The sequence below is a fragment of the Pseudomonas sp. genome (assembly GCF_050739935.1).
Classification (GTDB): Bacteria; Pseudomonadota; Gammaproteobacteria; order Pseudomonadales; family Pseudomonadaceae; genus Aquipseudomonas.
Genome location: NZ_JBOICF010000006.1, coordinates 1 through 16424 on the forward strand (window position 1 = coordinate 1; position 16424 = coordinate 16424).

The window sequence follows — 16424 nt, forward strand, 5'->3', positions numbered from 1 at the left end:
AGAGGCAGCACATCAAACGAAGATTCATCGTTTGTTACACCGAATCGCGAATGAATTCGCTCCCACAGTGGACCGGTGCACAACGCAGGGTTGCGCTACTTCCTCAACAGCCGCAACCCGTTGAGCACCACCAGCAAACTCACTCCCATATCCGCAAACACCGCCATCCACATGGTCGCCATGCCTGCAAAGGTCACGACCAGGAAGATCACCTTGATAACCAGAGCCAGGCCGATGTTCTGCTTGAGCACCGCAGCGGTATCGCGGGACAGGCGAATGAAAGCCGGAATCTTGCGCAGATCGTCGTCCATCAGCGCCACATCGGCAGTTTCGATCGCGGTGTCGGTCCCCGCCGCAGCCATCGCAAAGCCGATTTCCGCACGCGCCAGCGCCGGCGCATCGTTGATGCCATCGCCGACCATCCCGACCCGATGATTCTGTGCATACAAGGCTTCGATGGCCTGCAGTTTGTCCGTCGGCAACAGATTGCCCTGGGCCTGGTCGATGCCTACCTGAGCGGCGATGGCCTTGGCGGTATGCGGGTTATCGCCGGTGAGCATCACGGTTTTCACCCCCAGCGCATGTAGCTGCGCGATGGCTTCGCGGCTGCTGTCCTTGACCGTATCGGCGACGGCAAACAACGCCAATGGCGCAGTGTCGTCGAACAGCAGCACCACCGTTTTGCCTTGTGACTCCAGAACCTCAAGCCGCGCCTCCAGTTCAGGCGAGCACAGCCCGGATTCATGCACCAGACGATGGTTGCCCAAGTGATACAGACGTCCGTCGACCTCACCTTGCACACCTCGCCCACCCAGCGCTTCGAACGCCTCGACTTGCAGGTGCCCGTCCCTGCCAAAATCAATGGCAATCGCTTGGGAAACGGGGTGATCGGAACGCCCGGCAAGGCTTGCGGAAATCACCAACGCTTTCTCGCCAAACGACTCGTCAAGCAACACGTAATCGGTCTGCACCGGCTTGCCGTGGGTGATGGTCCCGGTCTTGTCCAGCGCCAGATAATCGAGCTTGTGGCCCATTTCCAGATAGACCCCGCCCTTGACCAGAATCCCCTTGCGCGCCGCAGCCGCCAGACCGCTGACGATACTCACCGGCGTCGAAATCACCAGCGCACAGGGACAGGCCACCACCAGCAATACCAGCGAGCGATAAATCCAGTCGAACCAGACGGCGCCCATGAACAGCGGAGGAATGATCGCCACTGCCAGCGCCAGGGCGAACACAGCCGGGGTATAGATCTTCGAGAAGCTGTCAACGAAGCGCTGTGTCGGTGCGCGCGCGCCTTGTGCCGCTTCAACCGCGTGAATGATCCGCGCCAGTGTCGAATTGTTTGCAGCGGCGGTGACCTTGTATTCAAGCGATCCTGCCTGGTTGATGGTCCCGGCGAACACCTTGTCGCCCACAGTTTTCTCGACTGGCAGGCTTTCACCGGTTATCGGTGCCTGATCGATGCTGGATTGTCCCGACACCACTTCGCCGTCCAGGCCGATACGCTCACCCGGCTTGACCCGGACGACTGTGCCCAACGCGATATTCTTCACATCGACTTCAAGCCACTGGCCGTCCTGCTGCACGGTGGCGGTTTCCGGCGTCAATTGCATTAGCCCGCCAATGGCATTGCGCGCGCGGTCCAGGGATTTGGCCTCGATCAGCTCAGCCACCGTGAACAGGAACATCACCATCGCCGCTTCCGGCCATTGCCCAATCAACACCGCGCCCGTCACCGCGATGCTCATCAAGGCATTAATGTTCAGATTGAAATTCTTGAGTGCGATCCAGCCCTTTTTATAGGTCGTCAGGCCGCCGCTGAAAATCGCGACCAGCGCCACCAGCGCCACCACCCAAGTAGGCGCGGCATCGGTGAAATGGATGACCTCGGCCGCCACGGCAGCGACACCGGACAATGCCAATGGCCACCAGGGTTTCCTGGGCGAAGGCAACAGGGCTGTTTCCTGATCGGCGCCTGCCTCGATCTCATCGGCTTGCATACCCAGCGAACCGATGGCCTCGCGAATCGGATCGGTCGACGGCAGCTCATGCCAGACGCCCAACACCCGATTGATCAGGTTGAATTCGAGTTTCTGAATCCCGGACATCTTGCCCAGCTTGTTCTGGATCAGGGTCTGCTCGGTGGGACAGTCCATCGCCTCGATACGGAAACTGCTGAACCGGGCATTGTCGGTCGAGCCGCTGCCCACGTTCACGATCGCCGGAGCGCTTTCATGTGAGCAGCAGGAATGCGCGTGGTGCTCATGCTTGCCGACGGGAGTGAATTTCCCGTGGACGTGCTGGCGTGGGGCATGTTCGTGCGAAGAATGGTCATGACCGGCGTGTTTATGATCACTGTGGTCGTGGCCTTCGTGGTCATGGCCGCTATGGTCGTGGGGCGAATGCTTGTGTACAGAGTCACTCATCGATTGGCGTCTCTAGGTGTGCTTGTTGCCAAGTGAACACCCTGTAGCCACTATAGGGTCAAGCCTCAAAACGAGATCGATGACATGAATGCGTCTTTTAAGATCGGTGAACTGTCCAAACTGACCGACTGCCCGGTTGAAACCATTCGCTACTACGAACGCGAGGGTCTGCTGGCCGCGCCTGCCCGTAGCGAGGGCAATTATCGGCTGTACACCCAAGAGCATGTCGAGCGCCTGACCTTCATTCGCAACTGCCGCAGCCTGGACATGACGCTGGACGAAATCCGCAGCCTGCTGACTCTGCGCGACAGCCCGCAGGATCAGTGCGAAAGCGTCAACGCGCTGATCGATGAGCACATCCAGCACGTCAGCGCGCGCGTCGCCAGCCTCCAGGCATTACAGGATCAGCTCATCGACCTGCGCCAGCGCTGCAGCGAAGGCGCACCGGATCATTGCGGAATTCTGGACCGGCTGGAAGTGAGTGGCAGCGTGGTGGCTGCGGATGCCGAGCATTCGCATGTGGGAAGAAGCCACGGGCATTGATTGCCTGTTAAGACATCAATTTAGAAATCAATGAGCTCCTGTAGGAGCCGCTGGAGGTTACGACAGTGGCGAAGGCGGCAGGTCTGACAGACCGCTTTCGCCACTGTCGTACCTCCAGAAGCTCCCACAGGTTCATCGGAGCGACATCTATTGCGCTGGGTGAGTGGAAATCGATTAATACAAAAAAAACCCCGACCTGGCAGCCAGGTCGAGGGCGTTCGGTTTTAGCGACGCTCAAGCGTGATGAATGCGCTCAACCGCCTCAGTCACACCCGCGCCATACTCAGGATCAGCCAGCATGCAGTGCTTGATGTGCAACTGGATGATCGGTGCCGACACGCCGCGCAAGGCACGAGCGGTATTGTCGAACAGCGCCTGTTTCTCTCGCGGGCTCATCTTGCGGAACAGGTTGCCCGGCTGCGAGAAATAGTCGTCATCCACGCGGTGGTTCCAGTGGCCCGCAGCGCCTTCGATGGACAGCGGCGGTTCTCTGAAATCCGGCTGCTCCTGGAACGCGCCCTTGGTGTTGGGCTCATACGAGGTCATGCCGCCGCGGTTACCATCGATGCGCATCAGACCGTCGCGGTGGTAGCTGTTCACGTGCAGCGCGGCGCGTGGCGAGTTCACCGGGATCTGGTGGTGGTTGACACTCAGACGATAGCGCTGGGCGTCACCGTACGAGAACAGGCGGCCTTGCAGCATCTTGTCCGGCGAAAAGCTGATGCCGGGCACTACGTTGGACGGCGCGAAGGCGGCCTGTTCCACGTCAGCGAAGTTGTTCTCCGGGTTGCGGTTCAGTTCGAACACGCCGACCTCGATCAGGGGGTAGTCCCCTTTCGGCCAGACCTTGGTCAGGTCGAATGGGTTGATGTGATAAGTACCCGCTTCTTTCTCCGGCATAATCTGCACGAACAGCTTCCAGCGCGGGAAATTACCGCTCTCGATGCTCTCGTAAAGGTCACGGTGATGCGATTCACGGTCCCGGCCGACCAGTTCCTGAGCTTCGGCGTCGCTCAAATTGGCGATGCCCTGCTGCGAAACGAAGTGGAACTTGACCCAGAAACGCTCGTGCTGCGCGTTGAGGAAGCTGTAAGTATGGCTGCCGAAACCATGCATCTCGCGGTAGCTGCGCGGAATACCGCGCTCACTCATGACCACAGTGACCTGGTGGAAGGCTTCCGGCAGCTGCGTCCAGAAGTCCCAGTTGTTTTCGGCGCTGCGCATGCCGGTGCGTGGATCGCGTTTCACGGCGTGGTTCAGGTCAGGAAATTTCAGCGGATCACGCAGGAAGAACACCGGGGTGTTGTTGCCGACCAGGTCCCAGTTGCCTTCCTCGGTGTAGAACTTCAGGGCGAAACCGCGGATGTCACGCTCTGCGTCGGCGGCGCCACGCTCACCTGCCACCGTGGAGAAGCGAGCGAACATCTCAGTCTGTTTGCCCACCTGCGAGAAGATTTTGGCGCGAGTGAATCGGGTGATGTCGTGAGTGACAGTGAAGGTGCCGAAAGCACCCGAGCCTTTGGCGTGCATGCGGCGTTCTGGAATGACTTCGCGATCGAAGTGGGCGAGTTTTTCCAGGAACCAGACATCCTGCAACAGCGCCGGACCCTGAGGGCCCGCGGTCTGGATATTCTGGTTATCAACTACAGGGGCGCCGAATGCGGTCGTCAGTTTGTTGTTCATGCGCGTAACTCCACAGGTGGTCTCGTCTCGGGCGACTTGAGAAAAAGCCGACCGTTTTCAGTTCGATGTGGAGAACGATAGGGAAAAACGCACCGTTAAGCTCATTGGAAGTGCGTAATACGGGAATAGAGTAATTCAATAGGTTTCTAAGGTTTCGATAGTTACCAAGCATTACAAATTCTGCATCATAGGCACGCTTGCCCGCGGTTGAGGCCGGTCAGTTGACGTCTTCGTCACAGACTTCACCCCCTCGCGGGCAAGCACATTCTTGCAGTTATTCAGCGTTCAGATCTGGCTGCGGTGATAACCATGAGGCACGCCGCCCTTGGACAGCACCCATTGCCACAGTTGAATATCTCGCGCACGGAAGGCGCCCGCGCAGGACAACAGGTAATAACGCCACATCCGGTAGAAGCGCTCGCCCAATTCTGACTCGAATTGTGGCCAGGCCTTCATGAAGTTGTCGTGCCAGGCCATCAAGGTCTTGTCATAGTCGGCACCGAAGTTGTGCAGATCTTCAACGACAAATAGCCCGTCCATGGCATCGCCCATCTGGCCGATTGACGGAAGATCACCATTAGGGAATATATATTTGTCAATCCAGGGATCGGGATAAGAGTTGCGCTGGTTCTTTCCGATGGTGTGCAACAGGAACAGACCGCCAGGCTTCAAACAGCGGTGGGCCAGTTCCATGTATTCACGATGGTTCTTGCGGCCCACGTGTTCGAACATGCCCACACTGGCAATTGCATCGAACTGCTCATCCAACTCGCGGTAATCCTGAAAACGGAACTCCAGCGGTAGGTGTTTATACCGCTCTTTGGCCCAGGAAATCTGCTCTTTGGAGATGCTAACGCCCACCGCTTCAACCCCATAGTGTTCGGCGGCATAGCTCATGAAGCTGCCCCAGCCACAGCCGATATCCAGCACACGCATACCGGGCTTGAGCTGCAGCTTGCGGCAGATCAGATCGAGCTTGGCGGTCTGGGCTTCCTCAAGGTTGGTCGCGTTTTCCCAGTAGCCGCAGGTGTAGGTCATGCGCGAGTCGAGCATCTTCGAGTAGAAGTCGTTGCCCAAGTCGTAATGCATTTCACCGACGGTTTTGGAGCGCTTGATATTCTGCCGGTTCATGAACTTGGCCATGAGCGCGTAGAACACCAGGCGCACAGGTTTCACGTCGTCAGTCATGCCGGTTTTCAATAGCCGGTGAAAAAACTCGTCCAGATGCTCGCTGTCCCACTGGCCATCCATGTAAGCCTCGCCCAGCCCGAGATTCCCCTGCGCAAACGCGCGCTCGATCACGCCAGGTCCATTGAAACGAATGTCCGAAGGGGCAGATCCGTTGATCTGGATTCCGGCTTCGTTAAGCATGCGGGCGGCTGTACGGTAAAGACCCGAGTTCTGGTCGGAATAGGTGTCAGTGCTGAAGTTCGTCGTGGTCATGGAGGGTGATTCCAAACGCGTTGTCAGGCTAAAGACTTATCGGTAGGCCCGACTATAGAACAAACATTCCCCAAAGTTAAACTCAATACAGCCAATTGATGGATTGAAAATATCTATCAAATGAATTTTGTTTACGAGCTTGCAAAACAGTTATTACACAATTGCAACAATCAAACTTCTGTTAAAGACTCGAGTTTGGAAACTTAGGATTTAACCAGTTAGAACATATAAGTTTTGTGAGGTTTTATATGTCGCAGTAGTGAGTTCAGCGCACCCCGCAGAGGACTAGGGCGATAGGCATTCTGCAGCAGCACGGCTTACCGGCGATGACGTCAATTTAGACGCTACCGCAGGCAAGCCGGACGGCTACAGAGATCAGCAGAAGGACGTTTAAACGGCCACCGGCGCCTTGATGCTCGGATCGGCGTCGTAACCCACGATTTCGAAATCTTCGAAGCGGTAGTCGTAAATGCTTTCCGGACGACGATTGATCTTCAGTTGAGGCAGCTTTTTCGGCGTGCGAGTCAACTGGGTAGCGATCTGCTCTTGATGGTTCGAATAGGCATGGGTATCACCCAGGCTAACGATGATCTCGTGCGGGACCAGATCACATTGTTGAGCCAGCATGTGCGTCAGCAGCGCCAGTGCGGCAATGTTGTACGGCAGACCGAGGAACACATCGGAGCTGCGGATATACAACTGCATCGACAGCTTGCCGTCTGCCACGAACGCTTGGTACAGCAAATGACAGACCGCCAGCGCCTGGCGCCCTGCCTTGACGTTCTCTTGTGGCGAGAGCTTTTCGTCAGGCAGGTATTCGGTGTTCCAACCGTGGAACAGAATGCGCCGGCTGTTGGGGTTGTTCTTCAGGCAGTCGACCATGTAGTCGATCTGGTTGATCTTACCGCCGTCCTTGGTCGGCCAGCCGGTCCATTGCGCACCGTATACGGGCCCTAGGTCGCCGTCTTCAGTGGCCCACTCATCCCAGATGGTAACGCCGTTGTCGTTGAGCCATTTGGTGTTGGTGTTGCCGCTGAGCATCCAGATCAGCTCATTGGCGATGCTCTTGAAGTGCAGCTTTTTGGTGGTCAGCAGCGGGAAGCCATCGGCCAGGTTGTGACGGATCTGGCGACCGAACACAGCGGTGGTGCCGGTGCCGGTGCGATCGCCCTTGCGCGTCCCGTTGGCGATGACGTCCCGTAATAGCTCAAGGTATTGCTTCATGCCCAAAGGCCCTCTGTATCGGTGAATCGGCCGGTCCCGCAGGCCCGGCGCTTCGGTTCATCACCGCGTGAAATCAAACGGCTGCCTTATTGGCAGCAGGCGCGCGGTGGTAGGCCAGCCAGATCAGTACCAGACCGCCAATGATCATCGGCAGGCTGAGGATCTGACCCATCGTGACCCAGCCCCAGGCCAGGTAGCCCAGCTGGGCATCCGGCACGCGAACGAACTCCACGACGAAGCGGAAGATCCCATAGAACATCGCGAACATGCCGGACACCGCCATGGTCGGACGCGGCTTGCGCGAGAAGAAATAAAGAATCAGGAACAGTGCCACACCTTCCAGAGCGAACTGGTAAAGCTGCGACGGATGGCGCGGCAACTGCGCCGGGTCGCTGTAGGGCGGGAACACCATCGCCCACGGCAAATCGGTCGGCTTGCCCCACAGCTCACCGTTGATGAAGTTGCCGATGCGACCAGCCCCCAGACCGATCGGCACCATCGGCGCGATGAAGTCCATCAGTTGGAAAAACGACTTGCCGTTGCGTTTACCGAACCAATAGGTCGCGATCATCACACCGATGAATCCACCGTGGAACGCCATGCCGCCCTTCCACACTTCGAAGATCAGCAGCGGGTTGGCGATGTAGTTCGGCAGGTCGTAGAACAGCACATAACCCAGCCGCCCGCCGACGATCACGCCCATCGCGACCCAGAAGATCATGTCCGAGAGCTTTTCCTTGGTCCACGTCGGGTCGAAGCGATTCAAACGACGAGAAGCGAGATACCAGGCACTGCCGATACCGACCAGATACATCAGGCCGTACCAGTGAATTTGCAGCGGACCGATGGCCACGGCTACCGGGTCAATCTGCGGGTAAGGCAGCATTGCGACTCCTTAAATGAACGCTCATCGAGCGACGAATCAAATCAGAAAACTTGTACCGACGACCACCAGCAGCAGCGCGAACAGTCGTTTCAGCATCTTGGGTGACAGTTTATGCGCAAGCTTTGCCCCAAATCGGGCGAAGAACATGCTGGTGACCGCGATACCGATCAGCGCCGGCAGGTACACGAAACCGAGACTATGCGGGGGCAGCAATGGATCGTGCCACCCGAGAATCATGAAACTTATGGCACTGGCCACTGCGATGGGAAAGCCGCAGGCCGACGAAGTGGCGACCGCCTGTTGCATGGTCAGACTGCGCCAGGTCAGAAATGGCACCGTGAGCGATCCACCGCCAATGCCGAAAATCGCCGATGCCCAGCCGATCACCACTCCGGCCGCAGTCAGGCCAGCTTTGCCCGGCACACTGCCGCCAGCCTTGGGCCTGAAGTCCAATGCCATCTGGATGGCGACCAGAATCGCGAACACACCAATGATTTTTTGCAAATTGGGCCCAGCGATGTAGCTGGCGGTCAGCGAGCCAAACCCTGCGCCGATCAGAATACCGAGCGTCATCCATCCGAACACCGCCCAGCGCACTGCGCCCACGCGGTGATGGGCGCGGACCGACTGGATCGAGGTGAAGACGATGGTCGCCAGCGATGTGCCGACGGCCAGATGCGTCAGGACCGAACTGTCGAAGCCTTGCACGGTGAAGCTGAACACCAGCACCGGAACGATGATGATGCCGCCGCCGACTCCAAACAGGCCGGCCAGCACACCCGCGCACGCGCCCAGGATCAGGTAGAGCAGAAATTCCATGGGAGTCTCCGAAATCAGTGCGGCAGTTTACCGGAGCGGGCGACCCGGCTCTAGGCTTTGTACGCGAAGTGGCTGCGTGCGATGGATGTCCACCGGTTCTGTGCGTAAAGTGGCGAAAAAAGGAGGCCTGCATGTGCCTGATCGTCTTCGCCTGGCGCCCTGCCCACCCGCAGCCGCTGATTCTCGCTGCCAACCGTGATGAATTCTACGCCCGTCCGACGTCGCCTTTGGCGCAATGGGAAGACGCCCCGCACATCTACGCCGGACGCGATCTGGAAGCGGGCGGTACCTGGCTGGGCATTACTGCTGACGGGCGTTTCGCCGCGCTGACCAACATCCGTGATCCGGGCCGATCTCTGGGACTTAGGTCGCGGGGCGAACTGGTTGCAGGTTTTTTGAGCGGCTCGTTGTCGATCGACGACTACTTGCGCGAAGTCGCCGGACGCTCGGCCGAATACGGCGGCTTCAATCTGTTGGTGGGTAATCGCGAAGAGCTGCACTTTCTCAATGCTGCCAATCCGGTGCCACAGCGGTTGGAGGCTGGGATCTATGGGGTGTCCAACGCCGGGCTCGATACGCCTTGGCCAAAGTTATTGAAGGCCAGGGCCGCGCTGACCGAGCGGCTGCACGAGCCGGAGCCGGAGGCGTTGTTAGGGTTTCTCGCCGATCCAGAAGCAGCGGCTGACGCGGAACTGCCCAATACCGGTGTGGGGCTCGCTACCGAAAAGCTACTGTCCAGCGTGTTCATCGCCAGCCCCAACTACGGAACCAGAGCAAGCACGGTGTTGATCGTCAACGCAGACGGAAGCCGGAGATTGGTCGAGCGCAGTTTCGGGCCGTATGGCGGGAGATTGGGTGAGGTTGATCTGGAAGTCTGAAATGCGAACTCTTCTGTGGGAGCGAATTCATTCACGAAAATAATTCAGACGATAGAGATGCATCGACTGAACAGGCCTCCCGCGAATAAATTCGCTCCCCCAGAGTGACCGTCCCCCCAAGAGACGACGAGGCAGCAATGGGATGATTTTCATTGAGAGGGCATCGTCGTACTCGTTCGATCAATGCCCCTTCACTGACGCCGGATTGATCATCCGCGACAACCCGAGGTTTCTCAGCGCCAGTTGCAACGAGCTGCTGGTGACTTGCGGGTTGTCGTTTTTCATCAACTGGGCCAGCAATTCCTTGGCCTTGCTCAAGTTGATCTGACGCAGCATCCACTTCACTTTCGGCAGGTTGGTGGCGTTCATCGACAGGCTGTCGAAGCCCATTGCCATCAACAACACCGCCGCTGCCGGGTCACCGGCCATCTCGCCGCAGATGCTGACCGGCTTGCCTTCGGCGTGGGCGTCGCGCACGACACTCTGCAAAGCCTGCAGCACTGCAGGGTGCAGGTAGTCGTAGAGATCGGCGACGCGAGGGTTGTTACGGTCAACCGCCAGCAAGTACTGGGTCAAATCGTTGGAACCTACCGACAGGAAATCCACCTGACGCGCCAGTTCACGGGTCTGGTAAACCGCCGCCGGTATTTCGATCATCACGCCTACGGGTGGCATCGGCACATCGGTGCCTTCATCGCGCACTTCGCCCCAGGCACGGTGGATCAGGTGCAGGGCTTCTTCGGTCTCATGGGTGCCGGAAATCATCGGCAGCAGAATCCGCAGGTTGTTCAGGCCCTCGCTGGCCTTGAGCATCGCGCGCGTCTGCACCAGGAAAATCTCAGGGTGATCGAGGGTCACGCGAATGCCGCGCCAGCCCAGGAACGGGTTGTCTTCCTTGATCGGAAAATATGACAACGCCTTGTCACCGCCGATGTCCAGCGTGCGCATGGTCACGGGCAGCGGATGGAAGGCAGCCAGTTGCTCGCGGTAGATCGCCAACTGCTCCTTTTCGCTTGGGAAGCGCTGCTGGATCATGAACGGGACTTCGGTGCGATACAGGCCCACGCCCTCGGCACCGCGCTGCTGAGCACGCGCCACATCAGCCAGCAGCCCCGTGTTGACCCACAGCGGCATGCGATGACCGTCCAGCGTCACGCAAGGCAGCTCGCGCAATGCGTCGAGGCCTTGAGACAGCTGGCGTTCTTCCTCGACCACCACCGAATACTGCTTGCGCAGGACTTCGCTGGGGTTGGTGTAGACCTCGCCGTGGTAGCCGTCGACGATCAGCTCGATGCCGTCGACCTTGGAATACGGCAGATCGACCGCGCCCATGACCGTCGGAATACCCATCGCCCGGGCCAGAATCGCCACATGGGAGTTGCCCGAGCCGAGCACCGACACCAGACCGACCAGCTTGCCTTCCGGCACTTCGCCAAGCATGGCGGGAGTGAGCTCTTCACTGACCAGAATGGTGTTATCGGGATAGACCAGCGTCTGCTGACGGGCCTCTTGCAGATAGGCCAGCAGCCGACGACCCAGATCCTTCACATCTGATGCACGTTCGCGAAGGTAGGCGTCGTCCATCAGTTCAAAGCGGCTGACGTGCTGATTGACCACCGAACGCAGCGCGCCCTGTGCCCACTGGCCGGTCTTGATAACGTTGGTGACTTCACTGCCCAGCGATGCATCGTCGAGCATCATCAGATAGACATCGAACAATGCGCGCTCTTCGGGACGCAACTGTGTGGCCAATTTCGCCGAAAGCGCGCGCATATCACTGCGAACGCCCTCAAGGGCGTTCTTGAAGAGTTTGAGTTCGGCATTGATGTCTGCGACGGTCTTGTCCGGGACCACTTCAAGATCGGCCGGCGGCAACATGACCAGCGCCGTACCGACCGCAGCCCCCGGCGAGCCTGCCACGCCGACGAACCGCGCTTCCTGAATGCCCTTGCCCTGACGCCCCAGCCCGCGAATCGAACCGGTGGCCTCAGCGTGGGCGATAACGCCAGCGAGTTGTGCGCTCATGGTCACGAGGAAGGCTTCTTCCCCTTCGTCGAACTGACGGCGCTCCTTTTGCTGGATCACCAACACCCCGACCACCCTGCGATGGTGAATGATCGGCGCGCCGAGGAAGGATGCATAACGTTCTTCGCCGGTTTCGGCAAAGTAGCGATAACGAGGATGGTCGGCTGCGTTTTCCAAGTTCAGTGGCTCTTCGCGAGTACCGACCAGGCCGACCAGACCTTCATTGGGGGCCATGCTGACCTTGCCGATAGAGCGCTTGTTCAAGCCCTCTGTGGCCATCAGCACGAAACGATTGGATTCTGGATCGAGCAAATAGACCGAGCAGACTTGGCTGCTCATGGCCTCCTTGACGCGTAACACAATAATCCCCAACGCCGCCTTGAGATCCTTGGCGGAGTTAACTTCCTGGACGATCTTGCGCAGCGTATTGAGCATGGCTCGGGGTCGAACTCCGTGTCAGTCGCGCGCCAACAGGCGCGGGGCAAGCTCTTTGAGTGCGCGGCGATATACTTCGCGCTTGAATGTCACCACCTGGCCCAACGGATACCAATAGCTGACCCAGCGCCAGCCATCGAACTCCGGTTTACCGGTCAAATCCATCCGCACCCTCTGCTCGTTGGAGATCAGGCGCAGGAGAAACCATTTTTGCTTCTGGCCGATGCACAGCGGCTGGCTATGAGTACGGACCAGACGTTGCGGCAGACGATAGCGCAACCAGCCTCGGGTGCAGGCAAGAATTTCAACATCGTGCCGTTCCAGCCCGACTTCTTCATTCAATTCACGATAGAGCGCGTCTTCCGGCGTCTCCTGAGGGTTGATACCCCCTTGCGGAAACTGCCAGGCATCTTGATTGATACGGCGAGCCCATAAGACCTGGCCAGCATCATTTGTCAGAATTATCCCGACATTAGGGCGGAAACCATCGGGGTCGATCACGGCTACAACCTCGCAAACGCATGTCGCCGCATTGTTCCACAAAGATCGTGAGGGCGGCAACGAGGCGCAAGCAGCTTATCGCGACAACTGCATTAATAGATGCGATCTCTTGATGAAACCTCGTATTCTTGTGCTCTTTTTTCAGTCAATTCAGCGAGTAACCGCATGCGCCTGGCCTTATTCGACCTCGACAACACCCTCCTTGGTGGCGACAGCGACCACGCCTGGGGGGACTACCTGTGCGAACGTGGCATCCTTGACGGTGCTGCCTATAAGGCGCGTAACGACGCTTTTTACCAGGACTATCTGGCAGGCACTCTGAACCTGACCGACTACCTGAATTTCAGCCTGGAAATCCTGGGTCGCACCGAAACTGCGCAACTCGACGAGTGGCATCGCGATTTCATGCGCGACTGCATCGAGCCGCTGATCCTGCCCAAAGCCATGGCGCTCATTGCTAAACATCGCGACGCGGGTGACAAACTGGTGGTCATCACGGCAACCAATCGTTTCGTGACTGCCCCTGTCGTCGCGCGTCTGGGCATCGAAACGCTGTTGGCGACAGAATGCGAGATCCTCGATGGCCGCTATACCGGTCGCACCACGGACGTGCCGTGCTTCCGCGAAGGCAAAGTCACCCGGCTAAACCGCTGGATCGAAGAGAACGGCTTCCATCTGGAAGACAGCTATTTCTACAGCGACTCGATGAACGACCTGCCGCTGCTGGAGCAGGTGGCCAATCCGGTGGCGGTCGATCCAGACGAAAAACTGCGCGCTGAAGCAATCCGTCGGGGCTGGCCGGTGATTTCGTTGCGCGATTGAGATCTGAGTCACCACCACATCCTGCGGGAGCGAATTCATTCGCGATGCAATCTGTCAGGCGGCGGATTTGCAGCGAATGTACTGGCCTATCGCGAATGAATTCGCTCTACAGGTCCAGCGTCATCTGGGATATCTGGCGCAACACCAGTCCCTTGTAGAGTGGGCCTGCTGGCGATATCGATGGTTCAGGCCACGATAATCGCCAACCTATGCCTCAGGTCGGCTTGCTCACCATCAAATAAAAAATCGCAATAAAAGAAAAGAACGCCGGCCACGCCAAGGCGAACCACCAGCGCATATAAATAGTGGCCTGCATGGGCATCGGCGTGCCGTCCAGCAGCGCCTGATCGGCCATTTTGTGCACTCGGATCTGCAGCCACACCACTGGCAGCCAGCAAATCCCCGCCAACACATAAAGCCCGAAACTCCACATCAGCCAACTCTGATGCGGCGGCCAGCCCGCCAGCACGACCAGCCCCAGACCGCTCAACGGCTGAAAGACTGCAGTGGTGGTCGTGAATGCCCAATCGGCGAAGACCAGATGCTTGAAGGTTACGGCAATGACTTCGACCCTACCCGTGCGCCAGGCACGCAAGGCGTAATACGCCGATCCCGCCCCAAGACCGAAAAGAATGGTTGAAGACAGGATATGCAGGGTTTTGAGCAGCAGATAAACAGTCATCGACGCGGTTCAGTCCGTAGAAGCCACAGGGTCGCCACCATCAGCACCAGGTTCTTGGCGACGGAGGCATAAGGGTCAAACCAGTAATGGGGCAAAACGAAACTAATGATCAGGGTATAGGCCGCCATCAGGCATAGCTGCGCTTGAAAGACCCGTCGTCGCCATGGTCGGATCAGCATGCCGAGGCCCAGCAGCCCATCACAGAAGGCCCCGGCCACTACGGCTATTTGCGCAAAAGGTCCGTTAAGACCCGCTTCCGCGAGAATCCCCAGCCCCCACTCGAAACCCGGCCCCACGCTGACGAACGCGGTTCCCAGCCAGATCAGCACCAGCGCCGCCAGCATCAAAGGCCGCAGCGCCAATTGCGCACTCTGAGCGGCGTCAGGCCATTCCTGCAGCCGATCTCGCAAGCTGGCGCAGCGATACCCGCAGACCGACTCCAGCACCTCGGGGTCGGCCATATTGTCGCGACGTGCCATGCGCAGGCTCTGCCCATTCAATGCACGCCAGCCAAAACGATCGCCCAGCGACGCGCCAGACTGCGCAAGTGCGTCGGGAATGTGGATAAACCAAGCGGTCGGCCAGCCTTGAGACTCGCGCAATTGGTCGATCAACTGTGCCAGGGTCATGACCTCAGGGCCGACCACGGGCAAAACCATGGGCGTCTTTGGCCAGCAACGCATCAGCGAAAGGACGGCGTTGACCAAATCGTCGATATGCAGGGGCTGCAACAGGGCTTTGCGGTCCAGCACAGGGATAACCGGCAATGCCGACATTCGCGCCAGCCAGCCACTGCTCGCGCCGCCTGGACCGACCACCAGCGAAGGACGCAACACCACAGCCGGTATGCCAAGGGCTATCAAGTAGTCGTCCGCTGCCGCTTTGCTTGCCAGAAAATGCACATCGGACTGCGCGCCAGCGCCGAGCGCGGAAATGTGCAGCACGCGCACGCCTGCGGTTTTCGCCAGATCGAACAGCGCCCGAGAGCCGATATCCTGAGTCAGACTCAATTGCTGCTCGTCAACACTCAATACGCCGGCAGCATTGATCAACAGGTCGATGGAGTCAGGAAAGGTGAAGTGATCAGGAACCGTGGCCAGCACATCAAGATCAAGCTGTCGCCACTCGAGGCCCGGCAAGTGCAATGACTGCCGAGTGCGGCTGGTCGCAATGATTTGGTGACCGGCGCTGCTCAGCGCCTTGAGCAGGTGACGTCCGACAAACCCTGTCGCACCTACCAGAAGTACCTTCATTACGTTCCTTGTGTTGGCTTGGCGTTCCCGGATCAAACCGGCTTGGCGCCCATCAATCCGGCGATCGCCACGAAACAGACGGCACTGAACACCGCCAGCGCGAGGGTGAACTTCGGATTACCAACGATCACGGGCCGACGCAGCCGATTGACCCGCACCGCCAGCCACGCCCAACTCAAGGCACCGAAGGTGTAGAGAATGCTGGCCGCCAGCAGCCAAGTCTGCCCAAGCGGCCAGCCTGCATAGTGCACCAGCCACCAACCGCTGATCGGCAGGGTCAACAGGCACAAGCCCATCAGCAGCCAGACGAATACCCACGGCTTCTGCATCGCGCGGTTCTGCACGGTCAGATCGCCCGCCCTGCGCCCACGAACGATCCAGACCGCCAACGCCAGCGCGCAGATGAACAACAGCGCGGTGGTGACCATGTGCAGGATTTTAAGGGCGGCGAAGTGTTCCATTGCGGTTCATTCCTTTATATAAGCCGTGCTTTGAGCGTAGTCGCGTGCGGGAAGTTGCGTTGCGCAGCAATTTCAAACCACCACCCACTGCATGCCGAACACAGAACCTGTGGGAGCGAATTCATTCGCGATTGGCCCGTATGGTCGATACATCTTTATCGGCTGTACCACCGCCTCGCGAATGAATTCGCTCCCACAGGGGAGGGTCGGCGTTAGCCGAGGAATAACCGATACGCCGGGTTGTTCGTCTCATCCCAATACGGATACCCAATCTCCGCCAGCGCCTGCGGCACCAGATGGCGCTCATCCTCCGGCACTACCAAACCGGCCACAACTCGCC

14 protein-coding genes and 1 pseudogene are annotated in these 16424 nt (G+C 58.5%); 3 read left to right on the forward strand and 12 right to left on the reverse strand.

Translation table 11 applies throughout. The features are described 5' to 3' along the window. Positions 1 to 95: 95 nt before the first annotated feature. A complete protein-coding gene (locus ACRER8_RS00490; protein ID WP_431744421.1) occupies positions 96 to 2429 on the reverse strand; it encodes a heavy metal translocating P-type ATPase in 2334 nt (777 codons plus the stop codon). Between the two features lie 84 nt (positions 2430 to 2513). Here ACRER8_RS00490 and cadR point away from each other — a divergent pair, with 84 nt between their 5' ends. Continuing rightward, positions 2514 to 2972, forward strand: a complete 459-nt coding sequence (cadR, locus tag ACRER8_RS00495; RefSeq protein ID WP_431744422.1) for a Cd(II)/Pb(II)-responsive transcriptional regulator — start codon at positions 2514 to 2516, stop codon at positions 2970 to 2972. Between the two features lie 234 nt (positions 2973 to 3206). Here cadR and ACRER8_RS00500 read toward each other — a convergent pair whose 3' ends face one another. The 5 genes from ACRER8_RS00500 to ACRER8_RS00520 all read right to left on the reverse strand — a co-directional run bounded on the left by ACRER8_RS00500 (position 3207) and on the right by ACRER8_RS00520 (position 9027). After that, positions 3207 to 4655 carry a catalase gene (locus ACRER8_RS00500; RefSeq protein WP_431744423.1) on the reverse strand — a complete coding sequence of 483 codons (1449 nt, stop codon included), beginning with the start codon at positions 4653 to 4655 and terminating at the stop codon, positions 3207 to 3209. Between the two features lie 285 nt (positions 4656 to 4940). Beyond that, positions 4941 to 6098 carry a cyclopropane fatty acyl phospholipid synthase gene (gene cfa / locus ACRER8_RS00505; protein ID WP_431744424.1) on the reverse strand — a complete coding sequence of 386 codons (1158 nt, stop codon included), beginning with the start codon at positions 6096 to 6098 and terminating at the stop codon, positions 4941 to 4943. Between the two features lie 390 nt (positions 6099 to 6488). Then, a complete protein-coding gene (locus ACRER8_RS00510; RefSeq protein WP_431744425.1) occupies positions 6489 to 7322 on the reverse strand; it encodes a thymidylate synthase in 834 nt (277 codons plus the stop codon). Positions 7323 to 7395: 73 nt separating this feature from the next. Continuing rightward, entirely contained in the window at positions 7396 to 8208 is an 813-nt protein-coding gene (lgt, locus tag ACRER8_RS00515) for a prolipoprotein diacylglyceryl transferase (RefSeq protein ID WP_431744426.1), read from the reverse strand. Between the two features lie 36 nt (positions 8209 to 8244). Further along, positions 8245 to 9027, reverse strand: coding sequence for a sulfite exporter TauE/SafE family protein (locus ACRER8_RS00520; protein WP_431744427.1), 783 nt, complete (start codon positions 9025 to 9027; stop codon positions 8245 to 8247). A 131-nt stretch (positions 9028 to 9158) separates the two neighbouring features. Between ACRER8_RS00520 and ACRER8_RS00525 the strand changes: the two genes are divergently transcribed. Next, positions 9159 to 9905 (forward strand): NRDE family protein, encoded by a 747-nt coding sequence (locus ACRER8_RS00525; RefSeq protein ID WP_431744428.1) that lies wholly within the window; start codon positions 9159 to 9161, stop codon positions 9903 to 9905. A 180-nt stretch (positions 9906 to 10085) separates the two neighbouring features. Here ACRER8_RS00525 and ptsP read toward each other — a convergent pair whose 3' ends face one another. Continuing rightward, positions 10086 to 12365 carry a phosphoenolpyruvate--protein phosphotransferase gene (ptsP, locus tag ACRER8_RS00530; RefSeq protein WP_431744429.1) on the reverse strand — a complete coding sequence of 760 codons (2280 nt, stop codon included), beginning with the start codon at positions 12363 to 12365 and terminating at the stop codon, positions 10086 to 10088. Between the two features lie 21 nt (positions 12366 to 12386). Beyond that, positions 12387 to 12866 (reverse strand): RNA pyrophosphohydrolase, encoded by a 480-nt coding sequence (locus ACRER8_RS00535; protein ID WP_062379340.1) that lies wholly within the window; start codon positions 12864 to 12866, stop codon positions 12387 to 12389. Positions 12867 to 13031: 165 nt separating this feature from the next. Between ACRER8_RS00535 and ACRER8_RS00540 the strand changes: the two genes are divergently transcribed. Then, positions 13032 to 13688 (forward strand): HAD family hydrolase, encoded by a 657-nt coding sequence (locus tag ACRER8_RS00540; RefSeq protein ID WP_431744430.1) that lies wholly within the window; start codon positions 13032 to 13034, stop codon positions 13686 to 13688. 214 nt (positions 13689 to 13902) lie between these two features. Here the strand turns inward: ACRER8_RS00540 and ACRER8_RS00545 are convergent, their stop codons facing one another. The 4 genes and pseudogenes from ACRER8_RS00545 to ACRER8_RS00560 all read right to left on the reverse strand — a co-directional run. Further along, a complete protein-coding gene (locus ACRER8_RS00545) occupies positions 13903 to 14370 on the reverse strand; it encodes a DUF2269 family protein (protein ID WP_431744431.1) in 468 nt (155 codons plus the stop codon). Further along, entirely contained in the window at positions 14367 to 15623 is a 1257-nt protein-coding gene (locus ACRER8_RS00550; RefSeq protein ID WP_431744432.1) for an SDR family oxidoreductase, read from the reverse strand. The genes ACRER8_RS00545 and ACRER8_RS00550 overlap by 4 nt, the downstream gene beginning before the upstream one ends. A gap of 32 nt (positions 15624 to 15655) precedes the next feature. After that, on the reverse strand, positions 15656 to 16084 hold the full coding sequence (locus ACRER8_RS00555) for a DUF2269 family protein (protein WP_431744433.1): 429 nt from the start codon (positions 16082 to 16084) through the stop codon (positions 15656 to 15658). A gap of 212 nt (positions 16085 to 16296) precedes the next feature. Then, a pseudogene (locus ACRER8_RS00560) lies at positions 16297 to 16424 on the reverse strand (threonine dehydratase); the annotation flags it as partial.